Annotated in this window: 10 protein-coding genes; 2 read left to right on the top strand and 8 right to left on the bottom strand. The window is 54.8% G+C overall.

Going from position 1 to position 17453, the window contains the following annotated elements; translation table 11 throughout:
• Positions 1 to 20: 20 nt before the first annotated feature.
• Complete coding sequence (locus SRBAKS_RS14490) at positions 21 to 818, bottom strand: ABC transporter ATP-binding protein (RefSeq protein WP_229591602.1); 798 nt, start codon at positions 816 to 818, stop codon at positions 21 to 23.
• Positions 819 to 932: 114 nt separating this feature from the next.
• The gene (locus SRBAKS_RS14485) at positions 933 to 1589 is read right to left on the bottom strand and encodes a CBS domain-containing protein (RefSeq protein WP_229591601.1); all 657 of its coding nucleotides are present in this window, start codon (positions 1587 to 1589) and stop codon (positions 933 to 935) included.
• Between the two features lie 501 nt (positions 1590 to 2090).
• Here SRBAKS_RS14485 and SRBAKS_RS14480 point away from each other — a divergent pair.
• Complete coding sequence (locus tag SRBAKS_RS14480) at positions 2091 to 3755, top strand: bifunctional diguanylate cyclase/phosphodiesterase (protein WP_229591600.1); 1665 nt, start codon at positions 2091 to 2093, stop codon at positions 3753 to 3755.
• A gap of 23 nt (positions 3756 to 3778) precedes the next feature.
• Here the strand turns inward: SRBAKS_RS14480 and SRBAKS_RS14475 are convergent, their stop codons facing one another.
• From SRBAKS_RS14475 to SRBAKS_RS14455, 5 genes are all read right to left on the bottom strand, one after another.
• Complete coding sequence (locus SRBAKS_RS14475; RefSeq protein WP_229591599.1) at positions 3779 to 6460, bottom strand: cobyric acid synthase; 2682 nt, start codon at positions 6458 to 6460, stop codon at positions 3779 to 3781.
• Positions 6461 to 6617: 157 nt separating this feature from the next.
• Positions 6618 to 7031 (bottom strand): hypothetical protein, encoded by a 414-nt coding sequence (locus SRBAKS_RS14470; RefSeq protein WP_229591598.1) that lies wholly within the window; start codon positions 7029 to 7031, stop codon positions 6618 to 6620.
• A 1-nt stretch (position 7032) separates the two neighbouring features.
• Positions 7033 to 7971 (bottom strand): zinc dependent phospholipase C family protein, encoded by a 939-nt coding sequence (locus SRBAKS_RS14465; RefSeq protein WP_229591597.1) that lies wholly within the window; start codon positions 7969 to 7971, stop codon positions 7033 to 7035.
• A 154-nt stretch (positions 7972 to 8125) separates the two neighbouring features.
• Positions 8126 to 8458, bottom strand: a complete 333-nt coding sequence (locus SRBAKS_RS14460; RefSeq protein ID WP_229591596.1) for an STAS domain-containing protein — start codon at positions 8456 to 8458, stop codon at positions 8126 to 8128.
• A gap of 19 nt (positions 8459 to 8477) precedes the next feature.
• Positions 8478 to 10952 (bottom strand): SpoIIE family protein phosphatase, encoded by a 2475-nt coding sequence (locus tag SRBAKS_RS14455; protein WP_229591595.1) that lies wholly within the window; start codon positions 10950 to 10952, stop codon positions 8478 to 8480.
• A gap of 282 nt (positions 10953 to 11234) precedes the next feature.
• Between SRBAKS_RS14455 and SRBAKS_RS14450 the strand changes: the two genes are divergently transcribed.
• Complete coding sequence (locus SRBAKS_RS14450) at positions 11235 to 13769, top strand: ABC transporter ATP-binding protein/permease (RefSeq protein ID WP_229591594.1); 2535 nt, start codon at positions 11235 to 11237, stop codon at positions 13767 to 13769.
• A gap of 1530 nt (positions 13770 to 15299) precedes the next feature.
• On the opposite strand, the gene SRBAKS_RS14445 is transcribed toward SRBAKS_RS14450, so the two are convergent.
• Positions 15300 to 17444 (bottom strand): hybrid sensor histidine kinase/response regulator, encoded by a 2145-nt coding sequence (locus SRBAKS_RS14445; RefSeq protein ID WP_229591593.1) that lies wholly within the window; start codon positions 17442 to 17444, stop codon positions 15300 to 15302.
• Positions 17445 to 17453 lie beyond the last annotated feature (9 nt).

The following is a 17453-nucleotide window of genomic DNA, read 5'->3' as shown; positions in this document are numbered from 1 at the left end:
AGGGTCCGGACCTATTTGTCTCATCTCCTGGTGAACGTCTCTTCTTCGGTGCCCAGATAGGCAGCGATGACGCTGGGATCTGCCTGCACTTCATCCGGTGTGCCCTCGGCTAGCTTGGACCCGAAGTCGAGCACCACGACTTTATCGGAGATGTCCATGACAACTCCCATGTCGTGCTCCACGAGCAGGACGGTCACGCCCCACTCTTCGGCTATGTCCAGGATATATCGAGCCATGTCCTCGGTTTCTTCGAGGTTCATGCCAGCCATGGGCTCATCGAGTAAAATGAGCTTGGGTTCCGCGGCGAGTGCGCGGCCGAGTTCCACCCGTTTCTGCACACCATAGGGAAGGCGTCCCGCATGATGATGCCGATAGGGTGAAAGATTGAGAAAATCGATGACATCTTCCACACGACGGCGGTGTTTGTCCTCTGTCCTGACAGTCTTTCCCCAATAGAAAATGGAGGAAAACAACCCGTAGTTGATCTGGCTGTGCCGACCGACCATGAGGTTGTCCAGAACCGAAAGGCCTTTGAACAGGGCGATGTTTTGAAAGGTGCGCGAAAGTCCGAGCTCCGTGCGTTTGTGCGCCGGAAGAGAAAGCAGACATTCGTCGTCGAGGGTGATTGAGCAAGGTCCCTTAGCCCCGCCATCGGGGATATAGCGACCACTGATACAGTTGAGCATGGAGGTTTTGCCTGCACCGTTTGGACCAATAAGGGATGCGATCGTCCCCTGTTCCACGGTGAAGGACACCCCCATAAGAGCTGCGATGCCCTTGAAGGTGAGTGTTACGTCACTGACGTCAAGATATGCCATAATCCTGCAATTATGGTTGAGAACACACCGTCATAAACGACGTATGCACGGCCAGACGGTGAATTCCTGAACACCGTTACTGGTCCATATGCTGCCGAGTCGGCTGGTGAGCCCTTAGGTCCACTCCCCCTTGAAATCGTCGGGAGTGACCAGTTTGTAGCCCCTGTCCTCCAGTGCCGTGGCAACGGTGGACGGGTCTTCGGTATCTATACGGACGACCACTACTCTGCGTCCGTTAAAAAAGAAGGTCCCGGTGGAGATGATGGACATCTTCATATTGGCGATGACACCGGCGACTTCATACAGTACGCCGGAGCGGTCCTCGACTTCAATGGTCAGTCGACTGCCGCCCTCGCGGTATCCCATCTCCTCGGCCAATACGTCGAGCATGACGTTCCGGTTGATATAACCGATCAGCTCTCCGTTCGTGTCGACGACTGCGAGGCCGGCAAGATCCATCTCGAACATCATGTCGGCGGCACCCTCGATTTCCGTCTCGGGGGCCACGGTCTTGATATCGGTGCGGTAGATCTTCTCCACGGTGAGCTTGCTCATGAGATAATTGATCTCGTGTTTCTCCAGAGAGGTCATGATGGACGGCAGCGCGGCGAAAATGTCTTCCTTGCGCACGTAGCCAAGCAACTTGCCGTCGTCATCCACCACCAAGAGCATCCAGAGTTTATTGGTCTCGAGCTCTTTTTGAGCATCCTTGACCAAGGTCTGGGGGGTGACTTTGACAAAGTCGCGCAGCATTTTCAGTCCAACGTACATGTGATCCTCCTTGGATGGCCGCTTCGGCGGTCTCTATATGGCCTGTTATGAAATAACGTTGTCACGGATGGATACACGTTTTCATTGAGTGGTGCAATTCCATCCGCAAACGGCCAGAGAACCTCGCGGCCCACCTAAAAACCTGTTTTTGACCCACAAGTCAAGACTCAAACCTCAGTTTGTGAAAAAAATGTCGACCGAGGCAGTCTACAAATACAGTTTCAGCATATCCGGCCTGATTTCTGGAAGAGAACAGTAAAACAGGGATGCCGAAGGGATTGCGCGCGCGTTACTACGCATGCATCCTCATGGCCAACAAAGCGCAGATTCTGTGCCTTATTCTTAACAGTGCGCCCAAATCATATCTCCCACCGGATAAAATCATTGGTTTATTCCGAAAACAGGTCTAGTTTTCAACTACTGATAAACACAGGACTATTGGGAAATACATATCCGTCAGTATTCACGACATCAAAACATCATGGAAGGATGGTTAACCTGATGCCCCAAAACGTCAGCAAGACACAACCCAACGGTATACCGGACAACGTGAAAATCGTCCAAAGGGCCATGAACCTTTTTCTTATCCTGTTCCTGTCCATCGGTGCCGTACTGGGCGGCAGCGTCGCAGTCATGTACCAATCCAATCTGAAGACATTCCTCTCGGATATCAAGTCTCGCCAAACGACTTCCATCGAACTTCAACAAGCCACCATTTACAATGAATTCGACCACATTGTGAGTGACGTACTGTTTCTTGCACGACAAAACGAACTCATCCTGCATCTCGACTCCGGTACCAGGAGTATGATCCCGGATATAGAACGCGAATACGCTCGTCTGGCTGAAAGCAAACACATCTATGACCAGATCCGCTTTCTGGATGAAAACGGAATGGAGACAGTTCGCGTAAATTACAGCGGCAAGGCCATGGCTGTGACGAAAGACAAATTGCAAAACAAGGGCAATCGATACTACTTCAAGGAGTGTTTCGCCCTTAACCAACAAGATCTTTTTATTTCCCCGCTTGATCTCAATGTGGAAGGCGGTCATGTGGAACGCCCCCTGAATCCCATGATAAGGATAGGTACTCCGGTCTTCGACTCTGACGGAAAAAAAAGAGGTATCGTTCTGATCAATTATGCCGCCCGCAAGTTGCTGGGACGAATTGTCAGGTCCGGCTCAAATTCCCAAGGCTCCAAGGCACTCCTGAATTCTGATGGGTACTGGCTCCTTGGTCCAGAAAAAGACAAGGAATGGGGGTTCATGTTTAAAGACCGGGCCAACGCAACCTTTGCCAGAGACTATCCCACCGAATGGCAGCGGATTCTCGAAATGGGAGCCGGACAGATTCAAACAACAAATGGTCTGTTCACCTTCAAAACAATTTACCCAATTGAAGAAGCTGTCCAAGCCAGCAAGAACATACCTGCTGACCAAGTCACACACACCGCTACAGACAAGCCGCAGTATTTCTGGGTACTGCTCTCCCATGTTCCGGCTGAGGTCATGCAGGGGTATACTCATACCCTCATGTTCAAGCTCTTCCTGGGCGGCGGCGGATTGTTTCTGCTCATCGCCTTTGGCTCATGGCATCTGGCCATGGCCATTTCGCGACGCAAGATTTATCAGACGCAGTTGATATCCATGGCCCTGTTCGACTCGCTGACCGGCCTGCCCAACCGCAAGAACTTTTTTGACAGGCTGACCACAGGCATAGCCCATGCCAAACGGTACGAACGCAAACTCGCCATACTCTTCATCGATCTGGACGGGTTCAAGGCAGTCAACGATACCCACGGACACGAAGCCGGAGATGAACTGCTGATCAAGGTCGGCGACACCCTCTCAAACACCGTGCGCAAAACCGACACCGTTGCCCGACTGGGTGGCGACGAATTCGCGATTATCCTGAGTGAAATCAAAAGCGTTGATGAAGCCGCCATGGTGGGAGAAAAGATCGTCAAGGAATTGTGTCGCCCGTTCCCGCTGAAGGCCGCCCAGGTACAAATCGGAGCCAGTATAGGCGTGGCGGTGCACCCCGACCACAATGACGCTGGGACCGAACTGCTCAAGAGCGCGGATCAGGCCATGTACGAATCCAAGTCCAAGGGCAAAAACACCTGCACGGTGGCGACCTCCTCCGACTCCGAAGGAGTGACCTAGGAACGGTTTCTCCCTGTCGTGGATCAGCCGCCCATCCGGTAGAACAGGCTAGCCTGATTGCAGCAGCCGGAAAAACCGAGCGCCTTGTAGACCTTGTCCATGCACACGGCTTCCCGCACCACAGAGGCCAGGTTATCCAGCGCGTCCTCCAGATCAAACGTGACCTGTACGCCATCCAGAGGCGACAGCCCCTTGTCCATGCGCAGCTGGTTGATGAACCAACGCCGGAACTCGTCCGCATCAAACAGGCCGTGCAGATACGAACCGACCACGCGGCCATCGGCACGCATATAACCCAACGGCTCCCCTGCGTTGTCACGCAACGCCACACGCAGGTCGTCTGCCAGCGGCGTTGTCTGTCCATGGTGAATTTCATAGCCGTGCACAGGATGGCCGGACCCTGAATGGACACCCCAGGTTCGGGTCAGGGTCTTGTCCGGCAGGAGCGACGTCTGCACCGGCAGCAGGCCGAAGCCTTCCACGCGGGTGGTCTCCGACTCCAGCCCATACGGATCATCCACGGTCTGGCCGAGCATCTGAAAACCACCGCAGATACCGACAATACGGGTACGGTGCCCGTCATTGGCGAGTTCCCGCAACACTGCGGCCATGCCCGTCCCTTTGAGAGTCTTCATGTCCGGCACCGTGGACTTGGAGCCGGGAATGATGATGGCGTCCGGTGTGCCCACGTCACGCGCATCGGAAACCACACGGATCTTCACATCCGGCTCGGCGTGCAGCGGATCAATATCGTTGAAATTCGAGATACGCGGCAGATCCAGCACCACGATCTCCACACACTCGTCGTCCGGGAAGGAGGTATGCTCCGGCCTGAATCCTTCCTTGAAGGAGACCGAATCCTCTTCGGGCAGGCCGAGGGAATGGATGTACGGGATGGTGCCCATGACCGGCTTGCCCGTGTGCTCGAACATCTGTCCAAAGGCTGGATCAAGGAGGCTGGCATCACCCCGGAACCGATTGATGAGGAAACCCTCCACCAGATCGCGCTCCATGGGCGTGAGCAGGTGCATGGTCCCGACCATGGACGCGAACACGCCGCCCCGGTCGATGTCGCCCGTAAGCAGCACGCGCGCGTTGGCGAATCTGGCCATGGCCATGTTCACGATGTCGTGGTGTTTCAGATTCACTTCCGCCGGACTGCCAGCGCCTTCCAGCACGATAATGTCATGCTCGTTGGCCAGTGAGTCGTAGGCGGTTTTAACGGCCTCCCAGGCGCGCGGCTTGTACTCCACATATTCCCGCACGGCCATGTGCCCCACAGGCTGCCCCATGACAATGACCTGAGAGCCGGTATCCGAGCCGGGCTTGAGCAGTACCGGGTTCATGCGCACATCCGGTTTGAGGCGACAGGCCATGGCCTGGGTCACCTGCGCGCGTCCCATCTCGCCGCCCTGATCCGTGACAAACGAATTGAGCGACATGTTCTGCGCCTTGAACGGCGCCACGGAGTACCCGTCCTGAAGCATGATCCGGCAGAACGCTGCGGCCAAAACGGATTTGCCCGCATTGGAGCTGGTTCCCTGGATCATGAGCGCGGGAGTTTTCCTCGCGCGTTTCACAACCGGTCCGCGCGCGGTCCCGCTGACCGCTTCCATGGCCCGGATGAGCTGCTCGTTGTCATCCTTGTCACGCACGGCCACACGGAACCAGTTGTTGTCCAGTCCGGTATAGTTACCGCACAGGCGGATGGAGATATGGTGCTCCTTCAGCAGACGCTGCTGAAGCCCGGTGGCGTCCTGACCGATACGGTCCATGCGACAGAGCAGGTAGTTGGCCACGCCGGGCATGACCTTGATACCCGGAATATGCCGCAGGCCCGAGGCAAGGTTCTCGCGTAACAACCCGGTCTCTTCACGGGTGACGGCAGCATACTGCTTGTCCCGAAGACACCGCTCGCCCACTTTCTGGGCAAGGAGGTTCACGGACCAGGCCGGGAGCCGCTGCTTGAGTCGCAGGATCACATCCGGGTCGCCAAAAGCCAGCCCCAACCGAATACCGGGGATGGCGTAAAATTTGGTCAGCGACAAGACGGTGATCACATTGGAGGGGCGATTACGGATCAGCCGGTCCGTGTCCTCGGGCATGAACTCGCCAAAGGATTCATCCACCACGAACCGCGACTGCGGAAACATGGTCGCCACTTCCCTCAGGTCGGCCGGAGAAATGGTCGTCCCCGTGGGGTTGTTCGGATTGCACAGAAAGACCACCGATGGGGTGGTCAACAACGAGGCCATGGCCGGGAAATCCACCTGAAAGTCCTCGGTCATGCCCGCTTCGACAATGGGCAGTCGATGCGCCTTGCATGCCCGTGCATAATCAACATAGGTGGGCGAAGGGATGATCGCCTGTCGATGCTGGCCCATGCCCGCGATGGCAAAAAGCAGCTCGGACGCGCCGTTGCCGGCGATGACCTGTGTCGGCCAGACCTTGTACAATTCCGACGCGGCCATGAGCAGATCATAACAGTCCGGGTCCGGGTAGGCATCCACGGATTGCAACGCCTGCCCAACCACCTGTCCCAGCCACGGCGGCGGACCAAGCGGATTCACGTTGGCAGAAAAATCAAGAATCTCCTCGGGCAGGCATCCGGCAGTTTCGGCCAGTCGCCGCACGTTTCCCCCATGAGCATATTTCTGCTCATCCAGAACATCGGGAATCCCCGCAAATAGAGTCTGTTTCACCATACATCCGCCAACCGTGATTAAAGTCTAGATAAATTTGAGACTTTTTATTTGTTACCCCGAATGATCTGTGGTGTCCACTTTCAAAGCATAAAAAAAGCCGCTCCATGGAGCGGCTTTTTATTGAAAAAACGTATGACCGGCAGCCCCGCCGTCCCCGCTATTGGGGACACAGCGAAAAGGCCGAAGGGACCATATCACACGGAATAGGCTCATCATTTTCCCATAAAGGCAAGTCGAATTCCCCGGTGCATCCCACATCCTGTAGAAGCGCCTTGCTGCCGTCCGGGGTGCAGACCAGAATACTGACGAATCCATCCTGCCGTTCCACGTCGAGCTTGTAGTCGGCAAAAGGAGTCAGCAGCGAGGGATCATTGGCTGTGGCCGCCTCAAGGAACGCCTGATCACTCATGGCGGGGTCCGGTTTCATGTAGGTTTCATAGCCCTGCGCCGCCGTGGTCAGCGAGTTCAACTTTGTGGCCAGACTGCGCATATCCTCATCAGCCTGACACGCACAGCCAAACGCGAACAGGGAGACAACTATCAAGGCCGACAACACTGCAACTTTTCTCATATCAATCCCTCCAAAACACGCAGGATTCATCTTCTTGCACCTTACCGGAATCCAGGTCCCAGTTATGAATTTTGCTCTCAAAATCATCATCAACGCCGTAGCATCCACGGCCGATGAGCGACCAGAGCATGGCCACGTTTCCCTGGGCCTTATCGAAAATATCGTCATAGGCCATGCGCCTGTTGCCAGGCACCTTTAGATTGAGGAGAAAGGTCTCCTGCAACTCGTCCTCTCTCGGATATCCCACCCCCAAACCGGACAGGACATGGCGCGCAAAGGCGGGAAGCCGGGATGTGTCCTCGACATTGTCGAGCATGGACACGAAGTTGCCATGCCACCCCCCCACATTGAGCGGGTATTTCTTCCGCTCCTGCGCATCGGAGGTCTCCACAATCATGTGCGTCCAGGCTTCCTTCACGTCGGGATCAAGGTTGTTCGTGTCGTCCTGTGCCCCGCAATTGGCTATCCTGGCACGGATGATCTCGGCTTCCGCCATGGCACCCAGATTCAGCTCCCGAAAGATATGGACATCCTGATTCATCTCGCAAATGCGATGATCGGTCTTGTTGTCCTCGTACTTGCCCACCTTGAGGTTGACCACGGGATGGATGGTGACATCCATGGCGATATGCGAGGCAAACCCCAGCAGCCAGACAAAGCACTTCGACTTGGCCACGCCGTCCAGATCGCGAACATACCTGATGCCCGCCTTCAACCGATCTCCAACCTTATGGTGGTGCATGGCATTGGCCCAATGTTCGGCTTCGTCATTGAGCAGCTTAAGGTACGGATAATCAGGGCTGACTGCGCCCAACTCCAGAAATTTCAGCCACTGCGTCACAGGGAACGCCATTTCCCCGGTAAAGCCCGGAATGCCATCCAGGGCTTGAGGGGTTTTAAACCTATTGACCATCGTCAAATGTGCATATGCTCCAGGCATTGATCCTCCTCGGTATGAAGTCTGACATACGATATGCAACCTTTTTTACTCATGGTCAAATATTTTATTCAAAGCTCGACTGTCGGAGTAGGAAAAACAAAAAAGGCCCTGCTCATAAGGAGCAGGGCCGGAGAATCGGTCGTATCGGTACGGTCTACATTTTGCCGATGGCATCCGTCTGTGCCGGATACAGCGGGAAGATCTTGTCGTATCCCGAGACTTCGAACACTTCCTGAATATAATCCTTCACGCCGCAAATGGCCACCGTGCCGGATGCCTTTTTCAGCCGCTGATAGGCAAGGACCAGCACACGCAATCCCGAACTGTTGATATAATCAAGACTTGAAAAATCGAACAGGATTTTGGTTTCACCAGATTCGAGCAGACCCAGAACCTTCTCTTCCAGAGCCTGCGTGCCTTCGCCGTCGAGATTGCCATCCACGGTAAGGATGGTGATGCCGTTTTCCGCTGCTTGAGTCAGTGCCATTGGAGCCTCCGTATGCAATTTACCCCTTCAGGGGGCAATGCGTTTTGCTGATATTTTTGGACAGGGTCAGGACGTTCTTGCCGCCTTCCCGCTTGTAGTCGATGTGATGCACCATATTCTTGACCAGATGAATGCCCATGCCTCCAACAGGCTTGCCCCGCTCTTCAAGCGGCACGTCCAGTTCCGGGGGGGGCGCATCAAGGATATTGAAAGGCGTTGAATCGTCTTCCACCTGAATGGTCAGGATATCCCCGTCAATGGAAATGGATACATCAATGGGATGCTCATCAAAATCCGCATACCCGTACGAGATGATATTGGTGATGAGTTCATCCAGAACCAGCGTGAGATGAAAGACGATCTTCGGATGCAGGCCATGCGCGTTGCCGAACTCTTCCACCTTGGGCTGGAAGCACTTAAAGCAATTGTCCTTGTTGGTCATCCTGAAAGAAATACTTTCGCGCTTCATGATCTGCCGATTCTCTGCTGTTTTTATTACCACCACGGCGATGTCGTCTTCCTGGTTGCCGCCGTGATAGTCGTTCACGGCGTCCATTATTGCAAGACGAATAGTCTCAGCACTTTTATGTGCATTCTCCCTGACAATGGCAAGCATTCTCTCCTTGCCAAACATCTGGCCCTCTTTGTTCCGGGCTTCCCAGACGCCGTCCGTGGCAACCACCAGCACCTCACCATCGGCCAGTGTCGTCTCATAAGACTGATATTCATACTCTTCCATGACCCCAAGGGGAAGCCCTTCTCCTTTGAGCTCACCAAATTCCCCGGTGGCCGGGTTGAAACGAACGGCTGGATCGTGCCCTGCCCGCACCCATTTCACATTGGGGTCATTCTCCCTGAGCCGCAGATAAAACATGGTCAGGAAACGCCCTGTCCCGAACAGATCCCGGCTGAGCACTTCGTTGATGGACTGCATGCGCTCATGCGGAGCCAGCGACACATTGGCCAAAGTATGCAGCTGTCCTCTGGCCGCAGCCATCACCAGCGCCGAGGGGACACCGTGACCGGACACGTCGCCGAGGACGACCCCCAGCCCCTTGCCTGTTTCGTTGAGAGCATCGACGAAATCGTAATAATCGCCCCCGGTCTGATCGCAGTAGGCAATACCACCGGAAAGATCGTATCCAGCCAGACAAGGTTCCGAGTGTGGCAGGAGCAGCCGTTGCACTTCCTTGGCCAGCTCCATGTCCTTCTGAAACTGCATGAGTTTTTCGAGCTGAGGCCCCATTTCGTTGAACGACTCGATAAGGTCATCGCGTTCATCGCCCGTTTTCTGTGCAATACGGGCAGAGAAGTCACCCCCGGCCAACTTCCGAGCCACACGAGTCATCGAAAGCAGCGGCTGTGTGATTGCCCGGGAACCGAACCAGGCGATGAGACCGGTAACGAGGAACATGACGCCCGAAACAATCAAGGAAAGGCTCCGCACCTGGGCAAAGACGCTATTCATGGTATCAGCGACATCATTGGGCAATCGAAGCACGACGGTCTTTGGAGCGATAAGAAGAAATGAATACACATCATTGGATGCAAAAGCGCAAACCGAATCCTCCCCCTTGTACGTCAGCTCGACCACACCGGACGACTGCATGTCCATGGCCTTGAGCAACACCTCATAGCCGACGGGATCATCAAAGGTGAGCCACTCCTGCTCCACGCCGGACATCCAGTGATGACGACCATTGGTCTTCGACTCCTGCTGAGCCAATATGGGCAAGCCCTTGCCGTCTGCATCGCCGTCAGGATCACGATACACCATGACGGTCTTGATTTTCCCCTGCCATTGTTCCTCCAGTTGATCTTCAGGCAACATGGCATGGACAGGGACATCAAGGGAGGCTGCCCCCAGGAATCCGCCCTTTGGGTCACGAATCGCATAAGAGACAGTGGACACAGTGGTCCGGGTAATGGGATTCACCTGAGCGACCCAGCTCCCGTCAACCCAGAAAGCTTTCTTGTACCAATCCTGGGTCCGCTGATCATACATATGCGGAAAGTTTCCATGACCGGGGTAGGTCATGAGTACACCGGACTCCAACCCGACATTGAGCCAAAACGGGCGGTCAGGCAATTCACCATACACGCTCCTGAACATCTCTTCCATGCGTTGCAGCATATAGAGATCCTTTGTCACAGCTTTCTGCGACACCCCGGGAGCAATATAGGCGGTAGGGTGATCAAGGCTGATCTTTATGGGACGATGCGTGCCTCCCCTGGACAGCTTGAAATACTTAATATTTTTCTCTGCATCCGGAGGCTCATAGTCAGGGTCGGCAAAATCAATGGTAAAATAAGGCAAAACGCCGAACTCAGGTTGCTCCTGGCTCAAGGCATATCCCGTCTCCTTGGCCAGATTTCGTACAGCCAGAGTCATGACCTGCCCCCCACGCTCCAAAAGGAGAAGCAGGGAAACGGCGTTCTGCTCCAGTTCGGCAGACACAATATGAAGCAGTTCCTTACGCGTCTGCTCACTCATGTTTGTGATAGCATCCTCTGACACTCTGCTCATGAGCCCACGCGTAATGAATATGGGCCCCAGGCTGAAGGCCAGGAGCACAACAAAGAATTTTATGCGAATGGAAACTTTCATATCGGTACCTATATCCGGTGTGAACCACTGCACACCACATTCATCTTGAACATAAAGACGGTGTAAATGTCCACTATTTGGAAGAGCCAAATTAATGATTCTACTTGGAATAATCGATCAATACGTTTATAGGGAAGCGGTATTAAGCACGAAACCAAAGGGTCCTCCATGCCGCATCCCAACGAACAAAAACGCATTACAAAAACCTCCCTCTACTCGTGGGTTCTCTACAAGAACCTCTCTCTGCAGATTACGATAGTCGGAATAATCGTCGTCACCGTTGCCATGCGCGTTCTCCCTCTGGAGATGCAGAAACGGATTATCAACGAAGCCATCGGCATGAAGGACCTCCCGGCCCTGTGGCGATACTGCGCACTGTATATCGGCGCGGTGACCCTGGCCGGAATCCTGAAATACTGCATCAATCTCATGCAGGTCTATATCGGCGAGAAGACCCTCAAAGTGGTCCGCGAACGGCTCTATGAGCACCTGCTCTCTCTCCCGATTCAGTTTTATCGCCGCACATCACCCGGTAATGTCATTTCCTATCTCATCACCGAGTTCATCCCGGTAGCCACGTTCATCGGGCAGGCCGTGGCCGTCCCGGCCGTCAACGTGCTCACCTTCCTGGCCATGGCCGGATACATGATCCACCTCAACCCCACCATCGGGTTGATCTCCATTTCCATTTATCCCATCGAACTCCTCATCCTGCCTCGCATCCAAAAACATTTCCGCAGGGCGAATCGCAGCCGCATCCACCACACACAGGCCATGTCCGGCCTGGTCGGTGAAGCCGTTTCAGGCGTGCACGAAGTACACTCGAACGCATCCATTCCCCTTGAGAAAGGGCGTTTCTCCGAAGTGCTGGAAAAGCTGTACAAAGCCACTGTCACACAAAACGGCATCAAATTCGGCATCAAGTTCGTGAACAACTTCTTCATGAGCCTCGGACCGTTCGTCCTCTTTCTCATAGGCGGTTACTACGCCATTCAGGGACATTTTGACGTGGGTGCCATCGTGGCCTTCCTGACAGCGTACGAAAAACTCTATGACCCGTGGAAGGAACTCATGGAGTTCTGGCAGGTCTATCAGGACAGCTCGGTGCGCTACGAACAGATCATGCGCGCCTTTGATCACAATCCCGAATTCAAACAGGTGGCGGAAGGACGCGAACCCTACGCGCTGGACAACGACATCGAGATCCGCAACCTCTCATTCGTGGTGGGCGGCAACATTCGACTGCTTGACAATGTGTCCCTGAAGATCAAGGGCGGCGAGCATGTGGCTCTGGTGGGCTTTTCCGGGTCCGGCAAGTCCACACTGGCGCTCTGCGTGGCCCAACTCTACAAGTATACCGGCGGCAATGTCCTGGTGGGCGGCCGAGAAGTCTCGGAGCTGACCAAGCAGGACATCTCCTACAACCTCGGCATGGTGGCCCAGCATCCCTTCATCTTTGACGGCACAGTGAAAGAGAACCTGCTCTACTCCTGCAAATCCCTGAGCATGCAGGGCGGGGCATGCGGCAACAGCGGCGAAGAGCCCTCACTTGACGACCTCATCAAGATCACCCAGCAGGTAGGCCTGTTCACAGACGTACTCGCCTTTGCCCTGCGCTCCAGGCTCTGTGACGAGGCAACCAACTATGCGTCACTCAAGGATGCCATCCTCGCTTCACGACAGGAATTCCAGGAAGGACAGGACGGCATGTATGCCGATGTCGCCGAGTACATCGAATTTTTCGACATGGACAAATACAGCCGGTACATGACCGTTGCTGAAAACATCGCCTTTGGCGCGGCTTCGGATGGTCGATTCGACCAGGAACACCTGCACGAGCACCCCCGTTTCATGGAATTCGTGGAGAATCACGGATTGATGGCACATCTTCAGGTGCTCGGTGAGACCCTGGCCCGCGTGGTCACGGATGAACTGGGACCGGAACCGGAACACGAGGACTTCACCAACTGCCCTATTCCGGAAGCCGAATACACCGAATACCAGAAAGTCGCCAACCGACTCGATTCCGGCGAACCGCTCTCCGAAAAGGAAACCAGCCTCATTTTCAAACTCGCGCTGGCGTATACCCCCGGCGTGCACAAGCAGGCCGAACTGGACAAGGGTTTCGCCAACAGGGTCGTTCGCTCTCGTCGGGAATTCATGGAAGGCGTGACGTCCGATTATCCAGGGGCATTCAGTTTCTTCACCAATGACGAGTATATCGATTCATTGAATATTCAGGACAACATCCTGTTCGGACGCGTGCGCACCGGCGTCGAAGGAACAGAAGACGAGATCAACCACCGCATCATGCAGGCGTTGATCATGCAGGGTGCGCTGGAACCCGTGGCCGAAATGGGACTCAACTTTCAGGTCGGCTCCATGGGCGACCGCCTCTCCGGTGGTCAACGACAGAAAGTCGCCCTGGCACGGACCTTTCTCAAGACGCCGCCCATTCTCATTCTGGACGAAGCCACGGCCGCACTGGACAACAAGTCGCAGGGACGTGTGCAGAATATCCTGACCAACAACTGGAAAGGCAAGTCCACAGTGCTGGCGGTCATCCATAGACTCGACATGCTCCCCTACTACGACAAGATCGTGGTGCTCAAGGCCGGTCGCGTGGTCGAACAGGGCAACTACGAGGAACTCCTTGAGAAAAGGGGGGCCCTGCATATGCTTATCCACGGAAAGGAAGACTGAGTCCGGCACTGAAGACAAACAGTGCATTAGACGCCACACAAGCCCAAAAAGCACACTCAACGGTCATTGGTCTGTAATGCGAAATTATATTCACGAAACAAGACCTGTTCGTGTTTCTTTTTCGCTTTACAGCCGTTTTTTTTGGATGTAGGCACTATTCTACCCAATAGGGACTCTCTCCCTCTCTCATAGGCCCGGTCCAGGAAATTGTTCTTGGACCGGGGCTGTATTTTTTAGGGCGTTCGCTCTTTCTTTTTTCAGGCAATATCAATGCGTATAATTGTTCCCTTTTCATTCATTTTTTGAAAGGGGATGGGGCTTTTCTGTGCTCTTCATGATTGCGCGCTACGCGGTATTAGTTCAATCGAAATGTATTCAAAAATTGTGATTCGCCCCGGCCTGGGGCTCACCCCTTCGGGGCGTCGGCAGGAACCGACGTCCAAATCTGCTGTCCTGCGGATTTGTCACCTTTACGGCGACCTAGTGGGCAGCGTTGGGTACCGAATGCAGTCTGCTCAATTCGCCCTAGCTTAGCCCTGTTTACAAGGCTTAGAAGCTGATAACGAAGGGACGGCGGCTCCGGTAAGGAGATATGAATGCACCAGCTCAACCTGGCGGGTAACGGAGAGACCTTCCCAGTACTTTTCCCGGTATGGAGCCGTCCCGAGTTGATCAGCTTCTTGCCGTCAAACCCCGGGCGGGCAAGATAGTGCAAGGAGTTTTTTGCGTCTCTTTTTGCTCCTCAAAAAGAGACCGCCGCCCGCGTAGGGCATGGAAGGGCTTTGGGGCGCACGCCCCAAAAACTGGCTCTCGCACCGCAGGTGCGTGCCTTTTAATCTCAAGGATTTGCGCGCTACGCGGTGAGAGTTCAATCCAAATTTATTCAAAAGATTTCGCCTTTACGGCGACCTGCTTTTTGCGAAGCGGCAAAAAGGAGGCAAAAAACGCTTTTTTGTGTGTGAGCGAGGAAGCGCACCCAAGAGCCTGTAGGCGACTGCACTGCCCGACAGGATGTCTGCGACGCAAACTCGGTCGGGCTCCGTTGCGTCGCCCGAGACAGGCTCTAAGATTCGCTTCCGATTACTCGTCGTTGAAGGAGATGCACTTTTGGTATGCGAGGCGTAGATTTTAGGCTATCGACAACTTATTGGGCAGCCTTGGATCTCGCCTGTAATCTACTCAAGTCGCCCTAGCTTAGCCCTGTTTGCAAGGCCTAGAAGCTGACAACGAAAGGACGGCGGCTCCGGTAAGGCAATACGAATGCACGAACTCACCCCGGCGGGTTACGGAGGGGGCATCCTTTGATTATTCCGGCATGGAGCCGTCCCGAGTTGATCAGCTTCTTGCCGTCAAACCCCGGGCGGGCAAGATAGTGCAAGGAGCTTTTTGCGTCTCTTTTTGCTCCTCAAAAAGAGACCGCCGCCCGCGAAGGGCTGGAACAATTTGGGTGCGGCACGCACCCAAGAGAGGCTCTCGCACCGCAGATGCGTGCCTCTCATTCTTCATAGCCGGCCGCGCAGGCCACCCATACTAAACCTTGGCTAACAACCGGCTGATAGACGCCATAAGATCCTGTTTCAGCATCGGCTTCATAATGAAATCGCCAATGCCGATATCCCGCAACCGATCATAGGACACCGCGTCAGAAAACCCGGTACACAGAATGATCGGCAGACCAGGCCGCAGTTTGAGCACTTCCCTCGCAAACTCCATACCTGTCATGTTGGGCATGGTCTGGTCGGTGATGATCAGGTCGAAATCATTGGGTTTGAACTTGAAGGCTTCCAGCGCCTCGATGGATGAGGTGCGAGTGACCACATCGAACCCGCAGGATTCGAGCATCTCGCGCCCGATATCCGTGAGCGGCTTCTCGTCATCCACGAACAGAATCCGTCCTTCACGAAAGACCAGATCTGCGGGGATGTCGGTTTCCGTCCGTTCAATCTCGGAGCTCTTGGGCAGGAAGACATGAAAAGCGGCACCCTCGCCCGGAACGTTCTCCAATTCGAGATAGCCATCATGGCGTTTTACGATGCCATGCACCATGGCCAGGCCCATACCCGTGCCTTCGCCCTGCTTCTTGGTGGTGAAAAACGGATCGAAAATACGTCCCACCACATCAGGATCAATACCGGGACCGGTATCCGACACCGTCAGCCGCACAAACCGCTCGGGCTTGCCCAGATCACTGGGGGGCGTGACCGGATCGGCATTCTGCACGTCGGCCAGGGTCACGGTCAATGTGCCACCGGTCTCCTGCATGGCCTGAGAAGCATTGCCGCAGAGATTGAGCATGATCTGGTGCATCTGGGTGGGGTCGGCCATGACATGATCAAAATCGGTCTCCATACGAGAGATGATCTCCACATTGGAAGGCACGGACGACCGCAGAAGCTTGAGGGCCTCCTTGATGAGCGGAGTAAGCGTCATGGCGTGCCGCTCCTGAGGTCCCTGACGGGAGAAATTCAGAATCTGGGTCACGAGGTCCCGGGCGCGTCTGCCTGCACGCGCAACTTCCTTGATGCGCCTGTCCAACCCGGAATCAGGCTCGGCGCTGGCCTCAATAATCTCGGAATACCCCAGAATGACCCCAAGGATGTTGTTGAAATCATGCGCGATGCCTCCTGCCAGTGTACCAAGCGCCTCCATCTTCTGGGATTGCCGGAGCTGATCCTCAAGCCGCTTCGGCTCGGAAATATCAAAGAGGTAACAGCGCAACTCGTCCACTTCCCCTGCCGAGTTGATCACGGAATCACAACTCAGGAGCAGATGTCTTCTGATGGCCCCCTTCTTGAAGACCACTTCACAGTTGGAGAGACGACCGGAACCCGACACCAGATCACGCAGGGATTCATCGGCACCCATGGTGTCCCACAAGATGAAAATATTTTCGCCAAGGGCTTCCTGTGGAGAGGAGAAATTGAACAGCTTGGCAAAGGCCTGATTGCAATCCAGAATGAGTCCGCCCCGATCCGCGGCAAAGTTGCCGGTAATATCCTTCTCGAACAACAGACGATACCGCTGTTCACTGGCCTGAAGCTCCCGAAGCACGGCAGCGCGTTTGGAAATATCCAGACGGAGCCGCCGGTTGGCCGCATTGAGGTCGGAGGTACGGGCCGCGACTTTGGAGGTCAAGGTCTCGTTCAGATCGCGCAGTCGGTTTTCCGCATTCCATTTTGAGCACAGGGATGTGGCGAGCTGCTTCAATTCGGGAGAACGAAACGGCTTTTGTATGAACAGCAGTTTCTCGGGCGGCGGGACGCGCTTGTTGATTGTCTTGAGCGGGATGTCATGCTGTCCGGACACGAGCACGATCTCGATATGCGGGTCCAGAGACCGAATATCCGCAGCCAGTTCCAGCCCGGCCTCTGCATTTTCTTTATCGGATAGATCCAGGTCGATAAGCGCTATGGTAAAGGGCTGATCCAGCTCAATGGCCTGACGCATGACCTTGGCGCCCTGACTCCTGCTGGTGGCAGGCACGACCTCGAACACAGGTCGTCCTGCGTCTTCGTTGATCTCTTCTCTGGACGGGAGCCGGATGTCCTCGTCAAAGAGCGCCTTGAGCACAGAGGGTTCCTCGCTCTCAAAACAGAGAATATCCCTGTACAGGGTAAGCATGTCCTCGTCATGGTCCACGGCCAGAACGCGAAAGCGACGTGCGTTGTCTCCCAAGTAGGCCCT

The sequence above is a fragment of the Pseudodesulfovibrio sediminis genome (assembly GCF_020886695.1).
GTDB lineage: Bacteria > Desulfobacterota > Desulfovibrionia > Desulfovibrionales > Desulfovibrionaceae > Pseudodesulfovibrio > Pseudodesulfovibrio sediminis.
This window is presented reverse-complemented; position numbering and strand designations above follow the sequence as displayed.

What these genes read in the sequence shown, in the direction of transcription:
- SRBAKS_RS14460 (WP_229591596.1), bottom strand. Translation starts at nt 8,458, where the DNA reads ATGGCACTGACTCAAGCAGCGGAAAACGGCATCACCATCCTTACCGTG.
- SRBAKS_RS14485 (WP_229591601.1), bottom strand. Translation starts at nt 1,589, where the DNA reads ATGTACGTTGGACTGAAAATGCTGCGCGACTTTGTCAAAGTCACCCCC.
- SRBAKS_RS14450 (WP_229591594.1), top strand. Translation starts at nt 11,235, where the DNA reads ATGCCGCATCCCAACGAACAAAAACGCATTACAAAAACCTCCCTCTAC.
- SRBAKS_RS14465 (WP_229591597.1), bottom strand. Translation starts at nt 7,971, where the DNA reads ATGCCTGGAGCATATGCACATTTGACGATGGTCAATAGGTTTAAAACC.
- SRBAKS_RS14475 (WP_229591599.1), bottom strand. Translation starts at nt 6,460, where the DNA reads ATGGTGAAACAGACTCTATTTGCGGGGATTCCCGATGTTCTGGATGAG.
- SRBAKS_RS14490 (WP_229591602.1), bottom strand. Translation starts at nt 818, where the DNA reads ATGGCATATCTTGACGTCAGTGACGTAACACTCACCTTCAAGGGCATC.
- SRBAKS_RS14470 (WP_229591598.1), bottom strand. Translation starts at nt 7,031, where the DNA reads ATGAGAAAAGTTGCAGTGTTGTCGGCCTTGATAGTTGTCTCCCTGTTC.
- SRBAKS_RS14480 (WP_229591600.1), top strand. Translation starts at nt 2,091, where the DNA reads ATGCCCCAAAACGTCAGCAAGACACAACCCAACGGTATACCGGACAAC.
- SRBAKS_RS14455 (WP_229591595.1), bottom strand. Translation starts at nt 10,952, where the DNA reads ATGAGTGAGCAGACGCGTAAGGAACTGCTTCATATTGTGTCTGCCGAA.